Annotated in this window: 21 protein-coding genes; 8 read left to right on the top strand and 13 right to left on the bottom strand. The window is 60.9% G+C overall.

Annotated elements, in window-relative coordinates; all coding sequences use genetic code 11:
- Positions 1-10: 10 nt before the first annotated feature.
- A complete protein-coding gene (locus PZA18_RS16215) occupies positions 11-148 on the bottom strand; it encodes a hypothetical protein (RefSeq protein WP_284101910.1) in 138 nt (45 codons plus the stop codon).
- A gap of 67 nt (positions 149-215) precedes the next feature.
- Between PZA18_RS16215 and PZA18_RS16210 the strand changes: the two genes are divergently transcribed.
- Positions 216-2,438 (top strand): YgiQ family radical SAM protein, encoded by a 2,223-nt coding sequence (locus PZA18_RS16210; RefSeq protein ID WP_308447404.1) that lies wholly within the window; start codon positions 216-218, stop codon positions 2,436-2,438.
- A gap of 99 nt (positions 2,439-2,537) precedes the next feature.
- Here PZA18_RS16210 and phnF read toward each other — a convergent pair whose 3' ends face one another.
- The 8 genes from phnF to PZA18_RS16170 are packed head-to-tail and all read right to left on the bottom strand — an operon-like array spanning position 2,538 to position 10,823.
- Positions 2,538-3,302, bottom strand: a complete 765-nt coding sequence (phnF, locus tag PZA18_RS16205; RefSeq protein ID WP_284101909.1) for a phosphonate metabolism transcriptional regulator PhnF — start codon at positions 3,300-3,302, stop codon at positions 2,538-2,540.
- A gap of 9 nt (positions 3,303-3,311) precedes the next feature.
- Positions 3,312-4,418: a TIGR03364 family FAD-dependent oxidoreductase gene (locus PZA18_RS16200; protein ID WP_284101908.1), complete on the bottom strand. Its 1,107-nt coding sequence runs from the start codon at positions 4,416-4,418 to the stop codon at positions 3,312-3,314.
- Positions 4,415-5,245 (bottom strand): phosphonoacetaldehyde hydrolase, encoded by an 831-nt coding sequence (phnX, locus tag PZA18_RS16195; protein ID WP_284101907.1) that lies wholly within the window; start codon positions 5,243-5,245, stop codon positions 4,415-4,417. Before phnX ends, PZA18_RS16200 begins: the two co-directional genes overlap by 4 nt.
- A gap of 22 nt (positions 5,246-5,267) precedes the next feature.
- Complete coding sequence (locus tag PZA18_RS16190) at positions 5,268-6,380, bottom strand: 2-aminoethylphosphonate--pyruvate transaminase (RefSeq protein WP_308447403.1); 1,113 nt, start codon at positions 6,378-6,380, stop codon at positions 5,268-5,270.
- 21 nt (positions 6,381-6,401) lie between these two features.
- Complete coding sequence (locus PZA18_RS16185; protein WP_284101906.1) at positions 6,402-8,114, bottom strand: putative 2-aminoethylphosphonate ABC transporter permease subunit; 1,713 nt, start codon at positions 8,112-8,114, stop codon at positions 6,402-6,404.
- Positions 8,111-9,244 carry a putative 2-aminoethylphosphonate ABC transporter ATP-binding protein gene (locus PZA18_RS16180; protein ID WP_284101904.1) on the bottom strand — a complete coding sequence of 378 codons (1,134 nt, stop codon included), beginning with the start codon at positions 9,242-9,244 and terminating at the stop codon, positions 8,111-8,113. The genes PZA18_RS16185 and PZA18_RS16180 overlap by 4 nt, the downstream gene beginning before the upstream one ends.
- Position 9,245: 1 nt before the next feature.
- A complete protein-coding gene (locus tag PZA18_RS16175; protein ID WP_407951195.1) occupies positions 9,246-9,791 on the bottom strand; it encodes a phosphonate degradation HD-domain oxygenase in 546 nt (181 codons plus the stop codon).
- Positions 9,792-9,803: 12 nt separating this feature from the next.
- Positions 9,804-10,823: a putative 2-aminoethylphosphonate ABC transporter substrate-binding protein gene (locus PZA18_RS16170; protein WP_284101902.1), complete on the bottom strand. Its 1,020-nt coding sequence runs from the start codon at positions 10,821-10,823 to the stop codon at positions 9,804-9,806.
- Between the two features lie 459 nt (positions 10,824-11,282).
- On the opposite strand from PZA18_RS16170, the gene PZA18_RS16165 reads away from it, so the two are divergent.
- Positions 11,283-12,062, top strand: a complete 780-nt coding sequence (locus PZA18_RS16165) for a DUF6585 family protein (RefSeq protein WP_284101901.1) — start codon at positions 11,283-11,285, stop codon at positions 12,060-12,062.
- Here PZA18_RS16165 and PZA18_RS16160 read toward each other — a convergent pair.
- The gene (locus tag PZA18_RS16160) at positions 12,041-12,310 is read right to left on the bottom strand and encodes a hypothetical protein (protein WP_284101900.1); all 270 of its coding nucleotides are present in this window, start codon (positions 12,308-12,310) and stop codon (positions 12,041-12,043) included. The genes PZA18_RS16165 and PZA18_RS16160 overlap by 22 nt on opposite strands.
- 156 nt (positions 12,311-12,466) lie before the next feature.
- Here PZA18_RS16160 and PZA18_RS16155 point away from each other — a divergent pair, with 156 nt between their 5' ends.
- Entirely contained in the window at positions 12,467-14,608 is a 2,142-nt protein-coding gene (locus PZA18_RS16155) for a TonB-dependent receptor plug domain-containing protein (protein ID WP_284101899.1), read from the top strand.
- A 30-nt stretch (positions 14,609-14,638) separates the two neighbouring features.
- Here the strand turns inward: PZA18_RS16155 and PZA18_RS16150 are convergent, their stop codons facing one another.
- The gene (locus PZA18_RS16150) at positions 14,639-15,316 is read right to left on the bottom strand and encodes a hypothetical protein (RefSeq protein ID WP_284101898.1); all 678 of its coding nucleotides are present in this window, start codon (positions 15,314-15,316) and stop codon (positions 14,639-14,641) included.
- Positions 15,317-15,949: 633 nt separating this feature from the next.
- Between PZA18_RS16150 and PZA18_RS16145 the strand changes: the two genes are divergently transcribed.
- A complete protein-coding gene (locus PZA18_RS16145) occupies positions 15,950-18,184 on the top strand; it encodes a TonB-dependent receptor plug domain-containing protein (RefSeq protein WP_284101897.1) in 2,235 nt (744 codons plus the stop codon).
- Between the two features lie 854 nt (positions 18,185-19,038).
- On the opposite strand, the gene PZA18_RS16140 is transcribed toward PZA18_RS16145, so the two are convergent.
- Positions 19,039-19,239, bottom strand: a complete 201-nt coding sequence (locus PZA18_RS16140) for a SlyX family protein (RefSeq protein WP_284101896.1) — start codon at positions 19,237-19,239, stop codon at positions 19,039-19,041.
- A gap of 134 nt (positions 19,240-19,373) precedes the next feature.
- Complete coding sequence (locus PZA18_RS16135) at positions 19,374-20,834, bottom strand: aminotransferase-like domain-containing protein (RefSeq protein WP_284101895.1); 1,461 nt, start codon at positions 20,832-20,834, stop codon at positions 19,374-19,376.
- Positions 20,835-21,028: 194 nt separating this feature from the next.
- Here PZA18_RS16135 and PZA18_RS16130 point away from each other — a divergent pair, with 194 nt between their 5' ends.
- The 4 genes from PZA18_RS16130 to PZA18_RS16115 all read left to right on the top strand — a co-directional run bounded on the left by PZA18_RS16130 (position 21,029) and on the right by PZA18_RS16115 (position 25,992).
- The gene (locus PZA18_RS16130) at positions 21,029-21,184 is read left to right on the top strand and encodes a hypothetical protein (protein WP_284101894.1); all 156 of its coding nucleotides are present in this window, start codon (positions 21,029-21,031) and stop codon (positions 21,182-21,184) included.
- A 70-nt stretch (positions 21,185-21,254) separates the two neighbouring features.
- Complete coding sequence (locus PZA18_RS16125; protein WP_284101893.1) at positions 21,255-21,791, top strand: GNAT family N-acetyltransferase; 537 nt, start codon at positions 21,255-21,257, stop codon at positions 21,789-21,791.
- A gap of 330 nt (positions 21,792-22,121) precedes the next feature.
- Positions 22,122-23,924: a DUF885 domain-containing protein gene (locus PZA18_RS16120; protein ID WP_284101892.1), complete on the top strand. Its 1,803-nt coding sequence runs from the start codon at positions 22,122-22,124 to the stop codon at positions 23,922-23,924.
- Positions 23,925-24,186: 262 nt separating this feature from the next.
- Positions 24,187-25,992, top strand: a complete 1,806-nt coding sequence (locus PZA18_RS16115) for a DUF885 domain-containing protein (RefSeq protein ID WP_284101891.1) — start codon at positions 24,187-24,189, stop codon at positions 25,990-25,992.
- Positions 25,993-26,079 lie beyond the last annotated feature (87 nt).

Raw genomic sequence — 26,079 nt, 5'->3', positions numbered from 1 at the left:
GAACCCGCTATCAGCCTAGCAGCTGAAATTCCGCAATGAAGGTCCAAACTGCCAGACGGCAGATTTTCTTCACCTCACCCAGGCTGACACGACTGCCGGCCGCTCCGCTCACATCGTAAAGCCGCTTATCCCGATGAAAATCAAACATTATTTATCTGCAGCAACCGTCAACTCTGAGACAATAGCCGATTGCTCTGCGTTTTTTGCTGAACCGAATGAATTCACCGACTCCGATTCAAGATCTGGCCCGTAATCCGATCAAACGTCCTGCCCCCTTCCTGCCGATGAGCCGCGAGGAGATGACAAAGCTGGGCTGGGACGAATGCGACATTATTCTGGTGACTGGCGATGCCTACATCGACCACCCAAGTTTTGGCATGGCATTGATCGGCCGACTGCTGGAGGCTCAGGGATTTCGCGTCGGGATCCTGGCGCAGCCCGACTGGCATAGCGCCGAACCCTTCAAGGCACTGGGCAAACCCCGGCTGTTCTTTGGGGTGACGGCCGGCAATATGGATTCGATGATCAACCGCTACACGGCTGACCGTCGGCCTAGGTCGGATGATGCCTACACCCCGCACGGCGCCCCCGACAAACGCCCGGACCGTGCCGTCACCCTCTATTCCCAGCGCTGCCGTGAAGCCTTCCCCGGTGTGCAGATCATGATCGGTGGCATTGAGGCCAGCCTGCGCCGGATTGCCCAGTACGACTACTGGAGCGACAAGGTCCGTCAATCCGCGCTGATCTACGCCAAGGCCGACATTCTGTTGTTTGGCAATGCCGAACGCGCCTTGGTCGATATTGCCCATCGTGCCGCTGCCGGCGAAAAGCTGCGGGAAATGCGGGATCTGCGTGGCACGGCCTTTATCGTGCCGCAGGGCTGGCGGCCCGATGCCGGCTGGAGCGAGGAAGACTCAACCACGGTCGATACCCCCGGTCGTGTCGATGCCCACCCCGACCCGTATGCGATGGAGCCGGAACAGCCCAAGCAGCTGGCAGGCGCAGAGCTGCCGGAAGGCACCCAGCCGATCCGCCTTATCAGCAAGGCCGAGCGCCTGCGTGCCAAACTCGAAGCCCGTCAGAAAACCGTGGTACGCCTGCCTGCCTACGAGGCAGTGGCCTACGACCCGGTACTGTATGCCCACGCCAGCCGGGTGCTGCACCTTGAAAGCAACCCCGGCAATGCCCGCGCCTTGGTGCAGCAGCATGGCGAACGCGATGTCTGGATCAACCCACCACCGATTCCGCTGACCACGCCCGAGATGGATTACATCTATGGTCTGCATTACGCCCGTAACCCGCATCCAAGCTATGGCGACGCGCATATCCCGGCCTGGGAGATGATCCGGTTCTCGATCAACATCATGCGGGGTTGTTTTGGCGGCTGTACCTTCTGCTCGATTACCGAGCACGAAGGTCGCATCATCCAGAGCCGGTCTGAAGAATCCATCCTGCGTGAGGTCGAAGAGATCCGCGACAAGACCCGTGGCTTCACCGGCCATATCACCGATCTGGGCGGCCCCACAGCCAATATGTACCGGCTGGCCTGCAAAGATCCAAAAATCGAAAGCGCCTGCCGCAGGCTCAGCTGCGTCTACCCCGGCATTTGCGAGAACCTCAATACCGATCACTCCTCGCTGGTCCAGCTCTACCGCAAGGCACGTGCCATTCCGGGCGTGAAGAAGATCACCATCGGTTCGGGCTTGCGTTACGACATCGCCGTGCGCTCGCCGGAATACATCAAGGAGCTGGTCACTCACCACGTCAGCGGCTATCTGAAAATCGCCCCGGAGCACACCGAATCCGGCCCGCTGGCCAAGATGATGAAGCCCGGTGTCGATACCTTCGAGCGCTTTCGCGAGCTGTTCGACCGTTATTCAAAGCAGGCTGGCAAAAAGCAGTATCTGATTCCCTACTTCATCGCCGCTCACCCCGGCACCACCGATGAAGACATGCTGAACCTGGCACTGTGGCTGAAGCAGAATAATTTCCGGCCAGATCAGGTGCAGGCCTTCACGCCCACACCGATGGCGATGGCGACAACGATGTGGCACACCCGTCGTAATCCGTTGAAGAAGCTGGCGCGTAGTTCAGAAAAGGTCGAAGTCGTGCGCGATGCCAAGCAACGCAAGCTGCATAAAGCTTTTTTGCGCTACCACGACCCGGAAAGCTGGCCGATGTTGCGTGAGGCCCTGTTTGCGATGGGTCGTGCCGATCTGATCGGCAACAGTCCGCACCATCTGGTACCCCCGGCCCGCCCCGGTGAACAGCTGCAACCAGCCCCGCGTGGCAATGCCCGTGGCGGTGGTGGCCCTGGCACACCCAACCCGATGCCGCGTCAGCCGCAACCCCGGCAGCCGCTGGCGCGGGGCAGTCAGCCCAAGCTGGGCAACGGCAAAGGAAAAAAGACCAGTGGAACCAAACCAAGGGTGCGCTAGGCTCTGAAGGTCTTGAACTCGCACCCTTCCACAAACCTCAACCACCTCGACCAGCAATTTGCAAACTGAGCGGCCGTGCCGCCAGTTTGCAAATTGCTTTCAAGCCGTCATTTCTGGCTCTATCACCAGCTGTACCGACGTCGCCGAGAAATACGAGAGGCCGTATTCAATCGGCTGGCCGGTTTCATCGACATACACCGTCTCCACCACCAGCACCGGCAGCGTGGCAGGTTGCTGCAGTTGTTCGGCCATATCGCGATCTGGCAGACGGGCGGTGATCCGGCTCAGTTTGCGCTGGAAGTCGGTCACCCCAAACTCGGCCAGCGCTTCGTGGGTTTTGCCCAACCGGGCGTAGACGCTGGCAAAGCCGGCAAAGCGGGGTAACGGAAAGTACTGGGTACAGACACCGATCACCCGGCCATCCACCACGTCCCACGAGTCGATCTGCTCCACTTCGCTGCCTGCCGGGAGTTCCAGCAGCTTCTGGATGTCGGCAGTCGCCACCCGCACCTGACTTCCCAGCAAGCGGCTATTGCCCACCCGCCTTTGCCGGGCCACGCTATGCGCCAGCCGGCTACGGCGGCCCACCTGGTAATCAATCACCTCATCACGGACAAACGTGCCTTTGCCATGCACGACGTCCAGCACCCCCCGCTCGGCCAGCGCTTTGACCGCCTGTCGCACGGTGTGGCGATTCACCCCGAAACGGCCCGCCAGCTCGGTTTCATTGGGCAGACGACCACTCAGGCGCCCCGCCACAATGTCGGCCGCCAGCACTTCTTCGATCTGCCGCCATACGGCGGTGCCCGTACGACGCGACACGGGGGTTTCCACCAAGGTTTCAGGGCGATTCTGCAAAGTCATGTCGATCTTTCATTCTCCCGACCGCAAGGTCGCCTCCGCCAGAGCAAAGCCGATGCTCATGCCGATACCGGAAGTCATGGCGAGCGCACTGACCCCCTCGGCCATCTGCAGTCGTTCATAAGGTTTGGGACCACTGGCATAGACACCCTGCCAGCGCTCCAGCACGGTCAGATCCTGCCCCAGCAGGGTTTGCGCCAGCTGCAGCAAGTGGTCATCAACCGCTGCCGAGCAAAACGGTGCGGGCGTTGTGGCGTAGTGGTGCGAGTCGCCAACGATCAGTTCACCCGTCTCGCCCACCTGCTGCACGATCAGATGTATCCCATGCGCCAGCAGCGCCGGCTCGCGCTCGGCAACTTCTGCCCGCACGGCCGCCACGCCACGCAATCCGGCAAACGAAGGATAGTGCAGGCACGACAGCCCCGTCAGCAGCGCCGGCCCCAGCAGCCGGCCGGGGTTGGCCAGCCGTAGCATCTGCAGACTGCAGCATTGCAGGTCGAGTGCGCTGAAGGCATCCGCGAACAAGGTCTGGAAATCGTGGCCGCTGCACACCATCAGCTGCTCTGCCCGCCACTCGCCACGCGAGGTCTGCAGGCGGGGCAGATCCGCCCCCAGAACCTGGGTCTGATACTCGAAGCGCACCCCCCAGTGCTCGGCCAGCCAACGGGCAAGTTGCGGCACAGCCCGTCGCGACTCCAGCGCAATTTCGTGCGGGCCATAGAGCCCGCCAACCCCTGCGGCACCGATGCGCGCCACCTCGGCCGCGGTCAGCAGGCGGCTCTGGTAGACCTCACCATAGCGAGCCTGGAATTCCTGCAGCAGTGACCACTCCCGCGCGGTGCGGGCGACGATAAGGCTGCCTTCAGCCTTATGCCAGCAGCCGGTGGCTGCCAGCACTTCCAGCCAGACTTCACGGCTCCGTTGCGCCAGCTCCAGTAACTCACCAGGCGGTTGGCCCAGACATAGGCCAAGACCAAAATTGCGGATGGAGGCACCGTTGCTGCAGCGATCGCGTTCAAACACCGTCACCTGCCGGCCCTGCCGGGCCGCCGCCAGCGCGTGGGCCAGGCCGATGATGCCGGCGCCAACGATCGCCAGATCGCAGTGGCGCAGGTTCACGGCTGCTCGCCACGCGCCAGCCGGGCTTCGATCTCGGCCAGAACGGCTGGCAGATCGGCCACGGTATCTATCACAAAGTGGGCACCGGCCTGTGCCAGCTTCTGGGCGGCCCGCTGCCGCCGCGCCTGCCGCTCGGCTGGCGACAGCGCCGCTACCTCGGCCGAGGTCAGCCCCATTTCATTACCGGACAGCGCCAGACCCACCGTCCACATGCCGGCATTCAGTCCTTCGTCGATACCGGGAACGGTGTCATCGACTTTGACGCAGGCCGCGACATGACGAACGCCCAACTCGATCATATTGGCCAGAGCCATCCACGGACCGGGCCGGCCGCCGGGTTTCAGGTCATCCGTGGCAATCGCACAGTCCGGGCGGATGCCCTGTGCCGCCGCATGTGGCAGCAGGCGGTCCATCACCACACGCGGGTAACCCGAGCAGGAGCCTATCTTGAGCCCGCGTGCCTTCAACTGCTCCAGCAAGGCCGCAACGCCTTCGATGGCGTCGGAATACTGGGCCACCCGCTCGACCTGCAGCGGCATGAAACGGGCGTAGACCGCATCAACATCTTCCTTTTGCATCGGGCGACCGTGCCGGGCCTGCCAGCGGGCCGCCACGGCAGCTTGTTGCCCCAGCGCCTGGATGTGGTCCCACTTGGCCAGCCCCATCGGCAGCCGCGCTTCCGCCAGCGAGACTTCCACGCCCAGGCCGGCGAAGGCATCTATCAGCACCTGCGTCGGCGCAAATGAGCCGTAATCGACCAGCGTTCCCGCCCAGTCAAAGATAATGGCCTCCAGCGGGCCGGTATAACGTCGTTGGTAGTGATACATGGCAGCTCTTTCAGTCAGATATTTATTTTGGCCGGCCGCAGGCGGCGCCTAGCTCGGCCAGGGCATCGCCAATCGCATGGACAGCCTGAGCAATCTCGGCGCTGCCGATAGCGCCGATACAGCCGACACGGAAAGTTTCGACTTCGGTCAGCTTGCCCGGATACAGCACAAAGCCCCGGTCCTTGACGCGCTGGTATAAGTCGCCGAAACGGTAAGCCGGCACAGCAGGGGCATGAACGGTGATGATGATGGGCGCCTGGATCTCGGCTGGCAGGAAGGGTTGCAGGCCCAGCTCGCGCAGACCCTGAATCAGCGCCTCGCAGTTGGCCTGATAGCGGGCGAGTCGCGCCGGCCGGCCGCCCTCGGCGTCATATTGGTCGAGCGCTGCCTGCAAGGCGGCTACCACATGCGTCGGCGGTGTGTAGCGCCATTGGCCGGTTTTCTGCATATACGTCCACTGGTCATGCAGATCGAGCGACAGCGAATGGGCGTTGCCCATCGCTTGCTGCAGGCGTTCACGTCGCGCCAGCACAAAGCCCATGCCCGGCACGCCTTCCAGGCATTTATTGCTGGAAGCGATGACCGCATCGAAAGCGATTTCCTGCGCCGACAGCGGCAAGGCACCGAGTGCGCTCATGGCATCGATGATCAGGCGACGCCCCGCCCGTGCCACCACCCCGGCAATCTCTGCCAGCGGGTTGAGAATGCCGGTGCTGGTTTCGCAGTAGATCACGCCGACATGGCTGATCGTCGCATCGCCAGCCAGCGCCGCCGCCACGCGAGCCGGGTCCACCGGCGCAGTCTCACCGAAGTCGAGCACGCTGACGGCGCGCCCCATCATCTCGGTGAGGCGGGCCAGACGCTTGCCATACGCCCCATTCACCAGCACCAGCAATTTGCCGTCTCGCGGCAGCAGCGTGCCGACAGCGGCCTCCACCGCAAACGTACCGGAGCCCTGCAGCGGCACGCAGACAAAATCCCGCTCGCCGTCGATGAGTGCCGTCAGGCGCTGGCAGACATCGGCCGTCACCGCGTTGAAGTCGGCATCCCACGAGCCCCAGTCCTTGAGCATGGCGGTCTTGGTTTGCAAGGTGGTGGTAAGCGGGCCGGGAGTCAGGAGGATCGGATCTCGCATGGTCAGACTTTCGCGTTTCGGTTAGTGAGGTTGGCCACGCCAGGCTTGGGCGCGACGGTTGAGCAAACTACCTGCCGCGCTCAGCAGCAGGCTAGCAAGGAGTGCCGTGGCGACAATCAGCGTGGCCATGGCTGCGGCACCCGCCGTTTCGCCAGCGTCGTCCATATTCAGCACGGCAACGCCGGCCAGTACGGTATCGGGGGTGTAGAGGAAGATCACGCAACTGACCGTGGTCAGGGCCGATACAAAAAAGAAGCGCGCCACGTCGAACAGGGCGGGCAGGCAGATGGGGAGCGTTACCCGCCAGACCGTCACCCAGAACGGCCGGCACAAGGTGGCTGATACCGCTTCGATTTCGCCATCGAGCTGGCGCAGTGCGGTACTGATCGTCAGATGGGCTGTGGTGTAGAAGTGCGCCACCGTGGCCAGCACCAGAATCGCCAGACTGCCGTAGAGGCCATGCAGCGGGTTGGCGGGATGGTTGAAGCAAAAGATATAGCCCAGCCCCAGCACCAACCCCGGCACCGCCATCGGTAGCAGCGCCAGCGTGCGGCAGATCTGACGGGCCAGTGGCGGCAGGGGCATTTTTTCCAGCAGATAGGCCACCCCGAACACCCCCAGGGTGCCGACCAGCGCAGTCCAGGCGGCCATTTGCACGCTGTTGCGGAAGGCCTGCCAGCCGCCACCATCCATCTGGTCGAAATCGTAGTGGGCAAGCGTCAGCTCCAGCGAATAGGGCCAGAGTTTGATGAACGACGCCGCCATGGCCACGCCCAGCAGGGCTAGCAGCCCGATCAGCACCCCTCCGCAGAACAGCCAGAGCGCGCCGTCGCGCCAACGGTTTTCGGGCGGATGGAAGGCCACCGAGCGTCCGCCCAGACTGGCACTGCGGCTGCCGGCCACCCAGCGCTCGACCAGCAGGCTCAATACGGCCGGCAACAACAGCATCAGGCCGATGACCGCACCTTTGCCGAAATTCTGCTGGCCGATCACCTGTTTGTAGGCTTCGAGCGCCAGCACCTTGTACTGACCGCCTATCACCTTGGCGACACCGAAGTCAGTCATCGCCAGCGTGAACACCACCAGCCCGGCCGAAATCAGGCCATAGCGAGCGTTAGGCAAGGTCACCGTCAGCAGTCGCCGCAGCCGGCTGGCGCCGAGTGTCTCAGCCGCTTCATACAAGCGGGCATCCGCCACCGCCAACGCCGTCAGCAGAATCAACAAGGCGTGCGGGAAGGTGTAGAACGCCTCACCCAGCACAATGCCGATGGGGCCATAGATCGACGCATCGCCCAGCCAGCTCTTGAGCAAGCCCTGGTTGCCGAACAGGTAGACCAGTGAGATCCCCGGCATCAGCGACGGCGCCAGCAACGGCGATAAGGCCAGAAGTTTGAACAGCCCACGCCCCGGCATACGACTGCGGGTAAGAGCAAAAGCGAAGACCAACGCCGTCGGCAGCACCAGCGCCACCGTTGCCAGCGATACCGTCAGGCTGCCCAGCAGACTATCGAGAAACCCCGGCGAGGCCAGTACCGCCTGCACAGGGGCCAGGCTCAACTGCCCGCTTTCGCTGTCGATAACGGCCTGCAGCAGAATGGCCAGCAATGGCAGGGCAATGAACAGCGTCAAGCCGATGGCGGCCAGCCAGCCAAGACCACGGGCAACCCGCTGGTCGGGCGACCACAGCGGCACGGCGGCCTCCCCCGCTTCCAACCAGAAACGCAGCGCTTTCATGCGGCCTCCGCAAACAGCCGCAAGCGATTAGCCGGCAAATGAAGCGGAACCAGCTGCCCAGGCACCAGTGCTTCGAGGCCAGCGTCATTCGGCCCCAGCTCCGCCCAGAGCGAGATCTGGCGGGCAGTCACCAGGGTCAGCAAGGCGCGCCGCACATTGCCAAGAAAATCCACCCTTTCAACAAAGGCCATCAAGCCGTTGTCACCGGGCGCCCAATGCGGGGCCACCTGCACATCCTCCGGCCGGCAGAACAGTTCGGCCGTACTGGGCCAGCCCATATCAGCCCAGCCCTGTGGCAGGGCTGTTGCCGGCAACGCCAGCGTGATACCCGCCAGCCTTACCTCTCCCTGCTCGCTGACTTCGACCGGCAGCCAGTTGGCGCGGCCGACGAAGTTGGCGACAAAACGGCTGGCAGGTTGGTGATAAATCATCTCAGGGCTGCCTACCTGCTCGATAACCCCGTGGTTCATCACGGCAATCGTGTCTGCCAGGGTCAGCGCCTCATCCTGATCATGCGTCACCATCAAGGTGGTCACGCCGAGCTTCTGCTGCAGTTGCCGCAACTCGCGCCGCAGATGTTCGCGCACCTGGGCATCGAGTGCTGACAGCGGTTCATCCAGCAACAGCAGGCTAGGCGACTGGGCCAAGGCACGCGCCAGCGCTACGCGCTGCTGCTGTCCACCCGATAACTCGGCCGGGTATTTATGCTCGCAACCGGGCAGGCCCACCAGTTGCAGCAGTTCGCCAACCCGCCGGGCTTTGCTCGCCCGATCCGTTCGCAAGCCATAGGCCAGGTTATCGGCCACATTGAGATTCGGAAACAAGGCATACGACTGAAACACGATGCCGTAGTCGCGGGCCGCCGGCGGCAGCCGGCTGATATCACGCCCCCCCAGATACAGCTGGCCGCTATCCTGCGCGGTCAAGCCCGCCAGCACCCGCAGCAGCGTGGTCTTGCCGCAGCCACTCGGGCCCAGCAGGCAGACAAATTCACCACGCCGGATGGTCAGATCAACACCATTGAGCGCCGTAAACGCGCCAAATCGTTTGCTGATGCGATCAAAGCGCAGCCAGTCGGGCACGGCGCCTGTCGCGGCTGGAGTAGGCAGCTGGGGTTGTTTGAGTAGCATCTCAGGCTTGTCCTGCAAGGGCGTGGAGCAGCGGCATGAAGTGGATCAGCGCTGGCGTACTGGCGGTCGGGTCTTTGGCCGCATCGTCATAGCGGCGCAGAGCCAGTGCCGCCTGGGCATGGGGTCTGGCAATGAAGTCGGCGGCCTCGATGTCGGACATCGGCCCGCCCTGCAAGGCCAGGCTGGCCTGAGAAGCGGCAGACAAGCTGCTGCGATAGGCAGTGTTCTGCCAGCACAGATAGCGTTTGGCCTCGACATGCAATCCAATGGGCGCCAACACCACGTCATCGAACAGCCCCCGCAGGAAGGGCAAGATCCGGTATTGATGCAGATCGTCTTCCCCTTGGGCCAGATCATCATCCCCCTGCTCGAACAGCACATGGCCAAGGTCGTGCAGCAGGCTGGCGACGATCAGGCTGTCTGCCGCGCCATCGGCTTGCGCCAGCGTCGCTGCTTGCAGAGCATGTTGCAGCTGGCTCACGGCCTCGCCGCCATACAGGCGGCTGCCGGCGGCCGTGAGCAGGGTTTCGACTTGAAGCAGCGTCAAGGCCATGGCTGCTTACTTTTTCTCTGATTTCGCGTCGTAGCGACGGGTCCACTCCGCCAGAATCCGGTCGCGATTACCGGCCACCCAGCGCAAATCCTGCTTGACCAGCCGCTGTTCGTAATTCGCCGGAATGTGTTCATTCGGCTTGGCAACACCGGGCATGGCCACGATTGCAAAGTTCTTTTCATACAGCTCGTTGGCCGTACGGGATACCGCCCAGTCGGCCAGCTTGCGCGCTTGCTCAGGATTCTTGCCGCCTTTGAGCAGCGCCGTGGCTTCCAGATCCCAACCCAGCCCTTCCTTCGGGAAGATCAGATCAATCGGCGCGCCACCGGCTTTGAGCTTGGCAGCACGGTATTCAAACGAAATGCCGATCGGAAACTCGCCAGCGGCCGCTTGTTTGCAGGGCTTGGAGCCCGAATGGGTGTACTGGGCAATGTTGTCGTGCAGGCGGTCCATATAAGACCAGCCTTCCTTTTCACCAAACAGCCCGAGCCATGCGGTCACGTCGAAAAAACCCGTGCCGGATGAAGCCGGATTAGGCATGACGATACGACCCTTGTATTCCGGCTTGGCCAGATCGGCCCAGCTTTCGGGTTTCTTCAAACCCAGCTTCGCGGCCTCGACCGTGTTGAAGCAGATGGCCGCCCCCCACACATCCATCCCGGCCCAGGCAGGTGGACTGGCGCTATCGACATACTGGCGACTCAATTTCTCGATACCCTTGGGCGAGTAAGGCTGCAACATGCCTTCCTTTTCCAGCACCAGCAGCGACGATGCCGCCACGCCCATCACCACATCAGCTTGCGGACTGGCTTTCTCTGCCAGCAACTTGGCCGTGATAACGCCGGTCGAGTCGCGCACCCACTTGAGCTTGATATCGGGATGCTCTTTTTCGAACTGTTCCTGATACGCCTTCAGCTGATCCGCTTCCAGCGCGGTGTAGACCGTCAGAGTGGTATTGGCCTGAGCCATGCCGGCAAGACCGGCCAGCAGCAAGGCAAAAGGCTTGAGCAGTGTGTTCGGGTACATGGCAGCTCCTGGAGACTGGGAATCAACAGGGGCATACCTTAAAGCGGACGCATTACATCATCGTGACGTCTAGATGACATTAATGCTCTGCTGCCGCTGCAACAGTCTGTTTCGATTCCGCGACAATTGTCCGACAAACACACAACAGACTCTGGCACCTGGGTTACCATCCCACCCCTTGAGAAAAACAAACATTCGCCAGTGGGGCTTTCAGCAAGTAAAAAAACCATGCCAGAGCCTAAGTAATTCAAGGCCAAGGGAAAACCACTAGGAACAGATCATCACCTCTGGTAACTAAGCAGGCTCTGCAGCGTTTATCTGGCAGATTGAGAAACCCCGCAAGAGGGCAACGCCCATCGCCGTTGATCACCGCATGATCGCGCACTCTAAATGAATAAGAGTCACACGCCGCGACGACGACTGCAGCAAGCCGCAAAACAGATTTTTTCAGGACAGCGTATGAAGATTTACCGCATGACATGGGCTACCCGCATCTTTTACTCACTCCTCCTTCTGCCCGTAGTCGGTGTCGGACTGAGCCTGATGCTGATCTTTTTCGAGCACAAGGACTACGCCCTCGGCTTTACCGCCGCGACAGCCGGCATGGCGGCCTTCTTTGGCTGGCTGGCCGTACTGATCTACTTTGGCAGCGCCAAAGTCATGCTAAGGCCAGATCGCATCATCCAATCCAGCTACTTCGGCACCTGCAAGATCAAGCTCGATGCGCGGACCAATATCTATTACGAAATCAAAGATCCGGCGCGTGCCAAGCTGATTCTGAGCCCCAATATCGGCCAGATGGCAGCCCAGCTTGCCGGCAATCTGGTGGCCTTTGCCGTAAAGAAAACCCTGGGCCAGGCCGCTGCCAACCATTTGGACATCGTGATCGAAAGCGGCAGCAAGAAGATCAAGCTCGATAGCAACGTTAAAGGCATATACGAAATCCGGCAGGCGCTGATCGAGTTTGAAGAAAAAACCAAGCTGCCGCAGACACTGAACGCCCTGAAAGTCGGCCGTGTCGTCGAATTCGGCAATATCGAGCTGACGGCCGATACAGTATTTCTGAAGAACAAATCACTCGACATTGCCGTGCTGGAAAAACTGGAAATCGTTGGTGACAAGCTGAAGTTCGTTCAAAAAGGCAAGCTGATGAGCATTTTCAGCGTCGATATGACCACCATCCCCAACCTGCGCACACTGGTGATGGCGATCAGCCATCAACTGGCCAAACACAGCTGACCCACCGGCAGCCGCCAGCGGCGGCTCCGCACAATACGCCAGTCGCGCCCAGCCGCGACTGGTCTGCCCCCCAAGCGCTGTTCACCCTCCCCAAGCTGCGTTAACCCGGCCAGGCGCATCGGCAAGGCTTTAAAATCCTGCTGCCCGGCGGCAGCGTCCGCTGAGAAGCCAATCAAACCCTTACCTGGCAGGATGCCCGTAGCGCTGCCCCTCACTGCGTTCGGCTCAGCCACCAGCATTCGGTGCATTCCCTTCCATGGAGTTCGTTCATGTCGTCAGGCCGCTCCCGACACAAAATCCAAAACCAATCTCCCCGCCCTGCCAAAGCCTCCGCTTACCCGTCTGTCGATCACGCCAGGAATGGCGGAATACCGTGGTCTTACAGGCACTTCCGGCAAAGCTGGATGCCACTTGCGACGGCACTGTCATGCTTTCTGCAGCTGGCCTGGGCAGAGACCGACAAGCCCAGCACCGAGCCAGCCCCAGCCAAGGTTGAGGCTATTACCATCAACGGCGCCCAGGCCAGCGATAGCGAAACCCGGCAGCAATCGACGGCCGCCCGGCAGGTTTTCAGCCGCGAGGAAATCCGGCGCTATGGCGACAGCACTTTGGGCGAGGTGCTCAAACGTCTGCCGGGGGTAACGCTGGGCGGCGGGCGCAAGGGCACAATCAGTCTGCGGGGCATGGGGGGCGGCTATACCCAGATTCTGCTCAATGGCGAACCGGTGCCCAGTGGTTTTTCGCTCGAATCCCTGTCACCTGATCTGGTTGAGCGTGTCGAATTACTGCGGGCACCCGTTGCCGAATACAGCGCGCAAGCGATTGCCGGCACGCTCAACATTGTGCTGCGCGAACAGCCGCGCAAGCGCAGCAACGAGCTATCGGCCAATCTGGCGTTTGCAGACAGCCGGGCCGGCGCCACCACCAGCTTGCAAAAATCAGACCGCAACGGCGATCTGAGCTACACCCTGCTGGCAACCGCAATGGCAGGCGAAGAGCCGCAAAGTGCTGAGACTGTCAGCGCCCATTTCGACGGCAACGGCATGCAGATCTTGCGCAATAGCGAGTCCGATAGCGGCCTTACCCGTCATGCCAGCCTGAATCTGGCCCCGCGCTTTGCCTGGAAGCCAGCCGCCGGCACCAGTTATAGCCTGCAACCCTATCTGAGCCTGGGCCGCCACCAGTCCCGCACAGACAGCCTGCTGGATCACCTGGGCCAGGGGCCTGCGCCTTACCGCAAGGCACACGATGTCAGCGAAGACCAGCATCAGAGCGCGCGGCTGAATGGCTCGCTGGCGCGCAAGCACGATACCGGCAAGCTCGAAGTCAAGGTGTCACTCGATTTCAGCCACCAGCGTAATCGCAGTGATCGCAGCGAGTACGCCGACTCGGGCTTGCAAAGCCGGCGGATCAGCGACGATGGCCATACCCGCACACGTCGGCTGGCCAGCAGCGGCAAGTATGCTCACCCACTTGCCGATACCCAGACCCTGGCGCTGGGCTGGGATGGTGACTGGGTCCGGCAGACCCGCCAGCGCAGTACGCTGGAAAATGGTCAGCCCCAGACTGCCGGCGACAACGTCGAGCAAACGGTCAATATCCCGCGCCTGGCCTTATTCGGCCAGGGGGAGTGGCAGGTCGGCAGCGCTTGGTCGGTGTACGCCGGCTTACGGTGGGAAATGATCGAAACCCGTAGTGAGGCACTGCGTTCGTTGCGCAACCGCAGCAGCGTTTTCAGCCCCGGTCTGCAATTACTGTGGCGAGTTCCCGGCAGCGAGAAAGATCAATTCCGGGCGAGCCTTGCCCGCAGCTACAAGGCGCCTCGGTTGAGTGATCTGCTGGAGCAGCCCAGTCGCTCCGACCTCAATACGCCACTCAATGCCGACAGCGTCGGCAATCCGCAGCTGAAGCCTGAACTGGCCTGGGGGTTGGAACTGGGCTACGAGCACTACCGGCCCGAAGGCGGGGTGCTGAGTGCCAATCTGTTTGCACGCGAAATCGACGACGTTATCCGGCGGCAGACCGATTGGGTGGATGGCCGCTGGGTCAGCACGCCACGCAACTTCAGCAAGGCGCATGTACGAGGGATCGAGCTTGAAGCCAAGTTCAAACTGGCTGAGTGGTGGGCAGCAGCCCCGCCATTGGAGGTAAAAGCCAATTACAGCCGCTATTGGTCACGGGTGGATGGCATCCCCGGCCCCGATAACCGGCTGAGCGATCAGGCCACAGCAAGCGCCAATCTGGGGCTGGACTACCGCTTTACCGGCCTGCCGCTGACAGCTGGCATCCAGTACAACTGGGCTCCGGAGTTCCGGGTTCGCACCAGCGAAAGCCAGTGGCGGCAGGTGGGTAGCAACCGCAGCGTCAGCAGCCATCTGCAATGGCGCTTCGGTAACGATGCCCGCTTCAAACTCAGCTACACGCCGGCGCTCGACGATTTCGTCAACCGCCGCGACAGTCAGCTGGCACAAGGGGGTTACCTCAGCGAGCGATACCAGAGTCAGGCGGAAACCCGCTGGTCGGCCAGTTTCGAGATGAAGTATTAGGCTCTGTTGGCATTTGGTTTCCGGCCAGAGTCACACCATGACCAGCGGCGCCAGCATCCAAGGTGTACCGGGGCGCTCGCTGGCGGGAAGGGGGCGCCGGAAAGCACGGCTGCGGTAGGAACACGGGTCATCCACCGGCCCTTGCTGATAGCTGATCAGGTAGCGGATTTCATCAACCTCGCCATGGTCCGGCCCTTCTCGCAGCGGGGCACGATAGGCGGTAAGCCATTTATCGGCCTGAATCCGCCAGAGCCGCAGATTCACGGCTGACTTTCCGCTGGCATCCTGATGCTCTGCTGTCAGCAGTTCAAGTCGGCCGTCGCCATCGACATCCTGCGCACCCAGCACCTTGAGCGGCCCGCCCTGCCCCTGGCTGCGACTAAGCACCCGCCCGCCTTCGCACAAGCCGATCAACCATTGGCCAACGGCTTGCCGGCCACCGCGAAGATCCTGCCAATACACGGCCACACCGATCTGGTCACGCCCGGCCGCACTGAAAGCGCCTCGAACGGAACCTTGCAGCTGGCGCCTGTCCGCTGCGACATCGGGAAGCAGCCGCTCAGCACAGGTCAGGGCGGCCTGCATCGGCGCCAGCATGCTTGGCGGTCGTCGTTCTGGTTGCTGACGGCCATCCACCAGCACAATCGCCGTCGCCGGCACCGCCGACAGCAACAATGACAAGCCGAGTCCGACTTCTGCTTTGCTCATGGCTTCCTCCTGCCTGATCAAGCCTTCAAGGTGCTGCCGCACAGGCCCACAAACCCATGCCCCACATCCAACCGTCCCATTCCACGACACCGCCGAACGATTCAGTATAGGTTCTGTTGACGTTAGGTTTGCAGATCGCGTTTCACCGAAAAACGGCCTGGAACAAGGCGCAGAGCGCGCCGCATAGTCATTCTATGCAAGCGCGCTGCAACACAGGGCCAGGCCGTTTTCCGGTGAAACCCTTCGGGCCGGATCGATTTTTGGGGCAGTGCGTTGTTAGGGTTCGCTTATTTAGCCCGCTAAACTGCACTCACCCTGCCTAGCCCTGCCCCAAAACTCGATCCGGCGCGACGGTAAACCTAACGTCAACAGAACCTAGACAGCCCCGCCATGCGTTTGACGCAGTTTTTTGAGTGGAATACCGACCCAAACTGCACAATCCACAGCAGACACCCCCGCACACTGCGCTTGTCTGGCTTCTGCGTACAATTTGGGCAGGTATCCGCAATAAATGATGTAAACAAGTGCGTATCGTGACGATTCGCACCCGGCAAATCGGCGACAATGCTGCCGACCACGCCCGTGGCGGAACAGCCTGCCGCCAGCCCCTTCCGCCTCGTAACCGGAATTGAAATGTCAAAAAAGCCCATGCCCTCCATTCCGACCCGACACCATTCGCTACTGTGCTTAAGTCTGTGCTGGCTGCTGACGCCCACAGGCTGGGCCGATGCCCTGCCGGAAACTGCCGGCGACACCCGGCAGGAGGCGCCCCCCCAGCCTGCCGCACCGGCCGCCAAACTGGAGGCAGTGACCGTCAATGCCGGCCGCACCAGCAACACCGAGGAACGCCGCCAGTCCACCGCCTCACGCCTGGTATTCGGCCGGGATGAGCTGGATCGCTACGGTGACAGCAACCTGGCAGATGTCCTTAAACGCTTGCCAGGGGTAACGCTGGGCGGGCGCCCCAATCGCGGCGGGGAGATTCATATGCGCGGGCTGGGCAATGGCTATACCCAGATCCTGCTGAATGGCGAACCCGCACCACGCGGCTTTTCGCTGGGTTCGCTGGCTCCCGAGCAGGTCGAGCGCATCGAGATCATGCGTGCCCCGGTAGCCGAACACAGCGCGCAGGCCATTGCTGGCACCATCAACATCATCCTGACTGAAGACCAGCGCAAACGCCCGTCACAGCTGAAAGCCAGTATCAGCCAGGAAGGTGGGCGGGCACAGACCAGCCTGTCACTGCAGCACGGGGATCGCAGCGGTAACCTGTCTTACACCTTGGCGGGATCGGTACGCACCGGCAGTCAGGCCGACGACAGCCGTATTGCGCGACGCTCGGTCGATACGCAAGGTTTGCTTCACTTGCAGGAACAGCAGCAGGAGCGCAGCAGCCAGCGCAGCAGCGGCCTGCAACTCTCTCCCCGCTTTGCCTGGCGCCTGGACAATGGCGACAGCCTGAACATCCAGCCATTTCTTATTTACAGCCAGTCCCGCACCACTGGCGACGTGACGCTGGATCGCCAGATCGGGCAGCCCGCGCCGTATGCCCAGGCACATTGGCGCAGCGAGGGGACGTTTTCGATGCTGCGAACCCAGGCCAACTGGCAGCGCAGGCTGGAAGAAGGCGCCAGGCTGAATGGCCGGATCAGCCTTGGTCTGCATCGGCAGCGTGGCGATACCGATCGACTGGAATGGGACCCATCCGGTCAGGTCGTGCGTCGCCGGCAGGATGACAACTCGATTCGGGATAGCAGCCTCGCAGGGGGTGGCAAGTACACGCGGCCGCTAGGCGAGCAACACACGCTGGCTCTTGGCTGGGAAAGCGAATTCAATCGCCGTAACGAAGACCGCAGTACGCTGGAAAATGGCGTGCCCCAACTGTTGGAGTTTGGTGACGAGCTGGCCGCGCAGACGCAGCGACTGGCGGTTTTCCTGCAGGATGAGTGGGAAGTCCATCCACGCTGGTCGGCCTATGCCGGCCTGCGCTGGGAAGGTCTGAACACGCGCAGCGACCACCCATCCGGCACGGCGGTGGATCACCGCAGCAACGTCTGGAGCCCATCGCTGCACACGGTCTGGCGGCTGCCCGACACCGACAAGGACCAGATCCGCGCCAGCCTGAGCCGTAGCTACAAAGCCCCACGCACGGCCGATCTGATTGCCCGCCCGAGCCGCTCCAACCTCAACGGCGCCACCAGCCCGGACCGGATCGGTAACCCCTCGCTCAAACCAGAACTGGCCTGGGGCCTGGAACTGGCTTACGAGCATTATCTGGAGCAAGGTGGCCTGATCAGCACCAATCTGTTCCACCGCCGCATTGACAACCTGATCCGCCGACAGACCTCGCTGGTGGCAGATCGCTGGCAATCGCAGCCGGTCAATCTGGCGCACGCCCGGGTCTGGGGGCTGGAATTCGAAGCCAAAGCCAAACTCAACGAATGGTGGCAGGCAGCCCCTCCCGTCGATCTACGACTCAACTACAGCCGCTTCTGGTCCGCCGTTGAAGGCATTACCGGTCCGGATAACCGTCTGGATGAACAACCCAGCCAGACGGCAAATCTGGGCCTCGACTATCGCTTGCCGGGCTTGCCGCTAACCCTCGGCGGAAACTTCAACTGGACGCCAGCTACCTCGGTGCAGCTAAGCGACACACAGCAGAAGCGTAGCGCCAGCAAGCGGCTGCTGGATCTGTACGCGTTATGGAAACTCAAGGATGGCAGCCAGCTGCGGCTGGCTGGCGGCAATTTGCTGCAAGAGGAATGGGATAGCAGCAGCCGCGTCGATAGCGGCCCCCTCCAGCAAAGCGAACTTACCCGCACCAGCAGCGCAGCCAGCTGGACCGTGAGTTGGGAAATGAAGTTCTAGGCTCTGTTGACATTTTATTTCCGGATCGCGTTTCGCCGGATTTGGGCCTGATGCAAGGCGAAAAGCGCGCCGCTTAGTGGGCTAAGCAAGCGATTTTTAACGCGGCAGCAGGCCCAAATCCGTCGAAACCCTCCGGGCTAGGTCGATTTTTGGGGCATGGCGTTGTTAGGGTTCGCTTATTTAGCCCGCTAAACCTCGCTTACCCTGCCTAGCCCTGCCCCAAAACTCGGCCTGGCGCGACCGGAAACAAAACGTCAACAGAGCCTAGGCGCTGTTGACGTCAGGTTTGCAGATTGCGCCGGGCAGGAAGATTTCGCGCCCGGCCCGCCCACAAGATCACCATCACTCCAGGCGCGATGGGCGTTTCGTTTCCGGCCGTACCGGGCCAGGCTGCGTCTCCCATCCGCCACGAAAAAACTTTGTGCCGGTTGCAATCTGTCCTTGGCAGTCAGAAATCCGGTGCTATATTGACTCTCGACAAGATTTAATTTTTCGAATCAGAAACACTTTGATTGACGAACAAACACGAAAGATTCAACCAGAAAACGCGTAAAAACCTTGTCGATTCTCAAGCAACGGCAGAAGACAACTTTATTGATCATTTAAATATACTTAACACAGACCAATATTATTCGATTAGACAAGTGCAAGCCCTTAGCAAGTCACCTATAATCAACCGCGCCAGAATGGATGTTTAATTTGTTTGTCATTGTTTCAATGCAGCACCAGGAATTTGTTCAGCACCCCATCCCTCAAGTTTCCTCTGCATGAGGAAACTCTCCCACGGCCACCTGACAGGTGGCCGTTTTTTTGCGCGAGGAAAGCCGCTCTGGCACCCCTACGGTATCTGCCGCTCAGTAGTGCGGTGGTATCTCGTCACGCAGGCTGGGTTGTTTGCCAGGCTCGATGGTGCGCACCATTTGCTGCAATCGCCGCAACTCTTGCGCTAAAAACTCCATCTGTTGCTGCTGGCGACTCACCACGCGATTCAGCTCATCCAGCAAGTCATCTTGCAGGGCCAGTCGGATTTCAAGTTCGGTAATGCGATCTTCCACGGCGGTTTGGTTTCCTGGTTGGTTAGGTTTTGTTGACATTAGGTTTACAGATCGCGTTTTGCCGGAATGCGGCCTGGAACAAGACTCAGGGCGCGTCGGGCCGAGTTTGCATACCAAGCCGGTTTCTCGGCCTTTTATAAAGAAGCTGCCACCAGCTGGCCAAGACGGCGTATCGCCTGCTCGGCACTGGGGGTGACCGGCAGACCGGCATTCAGGCGCAGGCAGTTGCGAAAGGTATCGCCAAGACTGAACAGAGCGCCCGGCGCGAACTCTATGCCTTCGATCAAGGTACGGCGGCGCAGTTCTGCGGTGTCGATATGGCGGGGCAATTCAATCCACAGCATATAGCCCCCCGGCGCACAGGCGAGTCGGCAAGCCGGCGGAAAATGCTCGCAAACCAGCGCATGATGCGTCGCCAGATGGTCTGCAATCCCGCGTCGCAGGCGGCGCAGATGCGGCTCGAACTGGCCACTGGCCATAAAGGCCGCCACCGCCCGCTGGATCAGCCTTGGCACCGGTTCGTACAGTACGTGCTTGAGCGCCTCCAGCGCTTCGCGGTAGCGCCCGGCTATCACATACCCCACCTGCAGCCCCAGACCAACCACCAGCCCGAGATCCCCCACCAGCAGCACCTGGCCGGTCTGGTCGAACGCCTTGCAGGGCTTGGGCCGCACCGCCAGATGCCCCAGCTCGCCACCTTGATCATCCTCGATCAGGGGCACGCCATATTCAGCCGTCAGCATTACCAGTCGCTGCTTGGCCTCATCACTCATCAAACTGCCAGTGGGATTGGGAAAGTTCGGCGCCACCAGCACGGCAGCGATCTTTTGCTGACGCAAAGCCAGCGTCAGCGCATCCACCGACAAGCCATCGCAAGGATGAGCAGGGATTTCAAGCGCCCGCAGATCCAGCGCATTCAGAATCTCCAGCCACATCGGGTCAGTCGGCGTTGGAATCGCCACCACCTCTCCCGGCTGGGTCAGCAGGCGCAGACAGAGCGCCAAACCTTCGCTGCTGCCATGGGTGACCAGCACATCATCGGCCAGCCAGTGGCTGCCTGCCTGGATGGCGCGCCGCGCCACCTGCTCCCTAAGCGCCAGATCGCCGGCATCAAACGCATAATCCGTCAGCAACGATGGCTCCCGCTGCAATTGCCGCGCCAGCAGCTTGCGCAGGCTTTCCACCGGGTATAGACCCGGATCAATCCGGGCACGGCCCAGCGTATTGCCAACCTGATCGTGCGCAAACTCCATCAAAAGCTGACGATGCGGCCCCAACTCGATGCGCTGGGGGGCGGTCAGCGCATCGACACACTGACTCGGCGGCGCCAGCAGATTGCGGCTCTGACGCCGGACAAAAAAGCCCGAACGGGGTCGCGCCTCGATCAACCCGGCATCTTCAAGACGATGCAAGGCATGGGTGACCGTGGCCGGGCTGGCATCGTGCATCTCACACAAGGCGCGCACCGAAGGCAGACGATCTCCCGGCGCCAGCAGACCATCGCGGATGCAGCGCTCCAGCGTATCCGCCAATTGTTCGTAGCGTGGCCGCGCATCCACCGGGCCAAGGTCGCCAGTCGACATCAATACAGACATGACATTTCTCGATAGGTACAGAATGCAGATTTTCTGGATTGTATCGACTCATCCCGCCCTTGCCTGCATCTAACCGCGTAGGACCAGACTGCCTAAAATGTGTCGCATATCACCAAACCCTTTAGGTTCTGTTGATATTTTTCTGCCAGCACCTCACCAGGCTGTTTGAGGTGCCTTCAAGACTGGAGGTCAGCATGTTGTCTTTACTCGCATCACTTTTCACTCCTGCGGACAGCAGCCAGGCTCTGCAGCCCTCGGCTCCAGCAGATATCTGCCAATGCCACCACGACGAAGCCGCCCGTCGCTGCGTAGAACTGCAACGTATTCGTAGCGGCCTGTCCGCATTCTGAGGCGCCCGGCGCCATCCGTCGGCGGGCCATCCGCCCGCCTTGCAACCACATCACCGGTTTACCCTTCACGATGAGCCAACTGCCCCCACCGCTTTACCAGACTGAACGCCTGACCCTGCGCCACGTTGTAGCGGCCGACGCTGCCTTTATCTGTGAGCTGATGAATGAGCCGGACTACCTGCGCAATATCGGTGATCGCGGCGTACGCACTCCCGACGATGCCCGCCGCTACATTGCCGATAAATTCACCGCCAGTTATCACAATAACGGTTTCGGTCTGTATTGCATCGAGCGTCAGGCCGATGGTGTGCCCGTCGGCATCTGCGGACTGGTCAAACGCCCGTCGTTGGCCGACATTGATCTGGGCTACGCCCTGCTCCAACGCCACTGGGGGCAAGGCTATGCCCGAGAGGCGGCACATGCCACGCTGCACTACGCCAGACAGCAGCTGGGTTTGCAGCGACTGGTCGCCATTACCGACCCCGCCAACCAGCCGTCGATCCGCCTGCTTGAAGCGCTGGGTATGCGCTTTATCGAACAGATCGTTGATCCGGTCGATGGTGAGGTCAGCAAATTCTTCAGCCTCGAACTGTCTCCGGCCCACTAACGCTACCGCCCGCCTGCGTCTCATGCCGGCTTTATTGCGATACACGCCGTCATTGGTGCGCTTTATCGCATAGCCCCTTTGTCAGCAATGCCTCTCGGTTAGGATGCCCGCTCGCAACCAGGTGCTGTTGACGTTTTATCTCCGGATCGCGTTTCGTCGAATTGCGGCCTGGTGCCAGGTAAAAAGCGCGCCGCTTGGTGGACCAAGCAAGCGACTTTTAACGCGGCAGCAGGCCCCAATCCGGTGAAACCCTCCGGGCGGCGTAAAGGCGAATCAACAGTGCTTGGCGTTTGCCAGTCCAACAATACCAATACTCAGGAGACAGACCCCATGACATCTCGTCCTACCGTGTTACGCAGTGCCGTGCTGGCAGCCATGCTGGCCCTTTCCGCCAATGCGTTTGCCGCCAGCCCAAGCTGGGTCGAACGCAGCAATGCGCTGGCCAAACCGATTCTGAAAGAACAGGCCAAGTTCATTCCGGAGATGGCCTCACGGCAGGGGATGGAACAGTTCGACGAGCAGGTGTTTGATCTGGGGCAGGATCTTTACGAGCGTAATCAGGCATCACGCCGCCAGCAGAACGCATCACTGCAGCAGGCGCTGGCAAAAGAGAGTGATCCACACGTCCGCCAGGACATCCAGATCATGATCAACCGGATTGACGGCCAGATCCGCATGGAAGACCTGCAGCACAAATTGCTGGTGGATTTCGGCGATGTACCGGAAGTGATCTTTATTGGCCTGGAAGGATTGCTGGATAAGCAAAACCCGCCGGAGCGACAGGCCAGGGCGTTGACGCGACTCAAGCGCTATGTCGGCAGTGAGTCGGGTTATCAGCCCCTGACCGAACGGGCTCAGGCAATGATGGAAAAAAGCTTGGCCAAGCCGGGCCTGACGACACCCTATGGCGATGAGATTGAGCAGCAGCTATCCACCATCGACCCCTACCTCAAGGGCATCGAGAGCCTGTTCAAGGCCAGCAAACTAAGCGGCTGGGAAGCGGACTTTGCCAAGCTGACCAAACAAATGCACGCGTACCGCGACTGGTTGCAGACCCAGCTCTTGCCCAAGGCTCGCAAAGAGGTGCGTCCGCCGGCTGAAATCTATGCCGAAATGCTGCGGGAAACCGGTGTGGACATGAGCCCCGAGCAACTGATCGACCGCGCCAGCATGGAATATCAGGAAGTCCGCGACCAGATGCAGATGGTGGCCAACCAGATTGCCGCCAAGCGCAAACTCCCGTCATCGCACTATATGGCTGTCGTCCGTCACCTGAAGCAGGAACAAATCGAACCGACAGCACTGCTGCAGACTTACTGGAAACGGCTGAAAGAGATTGAAGGCATCATCCAGCGCGAAAACCTGCTGACCCTCCCCAAACGCGATGCCCAGATTCGGCTGGCAACCGAGGCAGAGGCCGCCAGCGTACCCGCCCCGCAGATGCGGCCACCGCGCATGATCGGCAATACCGGGGAGTACGGCGAATTCCTGATTCCGCTGACCAATCCGCATGCCAAGTCCGATGCCAAAATGGACGACTTCACGCACGAATCCAGCACCTGGACCCTGGCCGCACACGAGGCCCGCCCCGGCCACGAGCTGCAATTTGCTGCGATGGTCGAGCGCGGCGTCTCGCTACCGCGCGCCCTGTTCGCCATGAATAGCGCCAACGTCGAAGGCTGGGGGCTTTATGCAGAAGCGATGATGCTTCCCTACATGCCCCCCGAAGGCCAGCTGATTTCACTGCAATTGCGCCTGCATCGCGTAGCCAGAGCCTTTCTTGACCCGATGATCAATCTGGGCAAGATGAGCCCGGAAGCCGCCAAGCACCTGCTGATGGAAGAAGTCGGCTTGTCCGAGCCGATGGCCCAGCAGGAAGTTGATCGTTATGCCTTCAGAAAGCCCGGACAGGCTACTTCTTACTTCTATGGCTACATCAATATGCGCGCCCTGCGCACCCAAACCGAATTGGCACTTGGCAAACGCTTCAATCAGCAAGCCTTTCACGATTTCGTGATCGCTCAGGGCACCTTGCCTCCGCCGCTGCTGAAACAGGCAGTATTGAACGAGTTTGTTCCTGCACAACTTGCTGCCGCAGGCAATCCAGCCACCCAAACAGCATCAGCGCAATAAGACGCGCGCGCACATCGCGGTGAGGTAAGCGCCTTGGGGCGCTTACCCGAAATCGGCAGCCACACCGCCGCAATCAGCCCTTTTGCCGATACCCCTAATTGACACCTCCCTATACCATCCTGCTCCGCAGAACAGATTCCGCTAAGATGCTGCCGCCGGCCACTGCTGACCACGTTGTCGCGATCACGCGCAGGCGGGTGATCTGTGCTTGCGCCCTATCCAGTCTTGAAAGACCCCTCAACAGAGCCTAAGGATTCTCACCATGAAGCTGCCACGCCCCACCCTACTATGCAGTGCTGTGCTTGCTGCCTTGCTGACTCTGCCCGGTCTGGCCCTGGCCGCAAGCCCTGCCTGGGTGGAACGCAGCAACGCCCTCGCCGCTCCAGTGATGAACGACCAAGCCCGGTTTTATCCCGAAGCGGCTTCACAGGCGGGGCGTGAAGAGTTTGATACCGCCACGGCCGACTTCGGCCCCCGCCTGTATGAGCGCAAGCAGGAAGCCAACCGGCAGCGGCTGGACTGGCTGAAAACCCAGCGCACCAAGGAAACCGATCCTAAAGTCCTGCAAGACCTGGACATCATGATTGAACGGATAAGCAGCGACATCAGCGAAGGGGAATTGCGTCACGCCTTGCTGCTGCCATACCGAGATGTGCCGGCCACCATCTACTTCGGCCTCGACACCCTGCTCGATGCCCAGAACACCCCCGCCCGCAAAGCCCGGGCGCTGACCCGACTCAAGCGCTATGTCGGCAATGCACCTGGTTACGAGCCCTTGACCCTGCAAGCGCGTGCGCGCACCGAAGAAATGCTGGCACGCGAAGGTCTGACCGGGCCGTATGTCGAGGAACTCAAACAGAAGCTCGACAACGTTGATTTTTATTTGAAAGGCATCGAAAAGCTGCTCAAGCAAAGTCAGCTCAAAGGCTGGCAGGCCGACTTCGCCAAGCTGACCCGCCAATTGCACGATTATCGGGACTGGGCACGTACCACCATTCTGCCCAAGGCTCGCAAGGAGGCACGAGAACCTGCAGCCCTCTATGCCGAGTCACTACGCGGTGCCGGTGTTGATCTGACGCCCGATCAGCTGATCGACCGCGCCACGGCCGAATTTCAGGAAGTACGCGACCAGATGCAGATGCTGGCCACCCGCATTGCCGCCGAGCGAAAATGGCCATCGTCGGATTACCGCGATGTCAGCCGCGCCCTGAAAAAGGAACAGATCGAACCGAATGCCATGCTGCAGCGCTACTGGCAGCGCCTGAAGGACATCGAAGCCATCATCCGCCGGGAAAACCTGCTGACGTTGCCAAACCGTGACGCCAAGATTCGCCTGGCCACCGAAGCCGAGGCAGCGGCCGTACCATCGCCCCAGATGAAGGCCCCCAGATTGATAGGTAATACCGGCGAATATGGCGAGTTCCTGATCCCCACCGTCAATCCACATGCCAAATCCACCGAGAAGATGGACGACTTCAGCTACGACGCCGCCACCTGGACCCTGGCCGCACACGAGGCGCGCCCTGGCCACGAGCTGCAATTTGCTGCAATGGTCGAGCGCGGCGTGTCGCTTCCACGCGCCTGGTTTGCCTATAACAGCGCCAATGTGGAAGGCTGGGCTTTGTACAGCGAAGCCATCGTGCTACCCCATATGCCCCCCGAGGCCCAGCTGATTTCGCTGCAAGACCGTCTGCTGCGCATCGCCCGCGCCTTCCTCGACCCGATGGTGAATCTGGGGCGTCTCTCCCCGGCAGAAGCCAAACGCCTGTTGATGGAGGATGTGATCCAGTCAGAACCCTTTGCCCAGCAGGAAATCGACCGCTACACCTTCAACGCGCCCGGTCAGGCAACCGGTTATTTCTACGGCTATCTGAGCCTGCGCGCCTTGCGCACCCAGACCGAGCTAGCCTTGGGCAAGCATTTCAATCAGGCGGCATTTCACGACTTTGTAGTCGCCCAGGGCATGCTTCCCCCGCAGCTGCTGAAGCAGGCTGTGCTCAAGGAATTCGTCCCGGCCCAACTGGCCGCTGCCAAGGCCAAGGGCGAAACCGTTGCCTTGCAGAACTAGGCGCTGCTGAGGTCTGTACCACCTGATTGACCCCATCAAACAAACAACCACCCTGCTGCGGCGGACCATCCGAGTCAGCCGCAGCCA

Origin of the sequence: Parachitinimonas caeni, from assembly GCF_030129945.1 — a bacterium.
In the GTDB taxonomy this organism is placed as follows: Bacteria; Pseudomonadota; Gammaproteobacteria; order Burkholderiales; family Chitinimonadaceae; genus Parachitinimonas; species Parachitinimonas caeni.
Note: the sequence above shows the minus strand (reverse complement) of the source record. Positions and strands in the feature narration are given on the sequence as shown.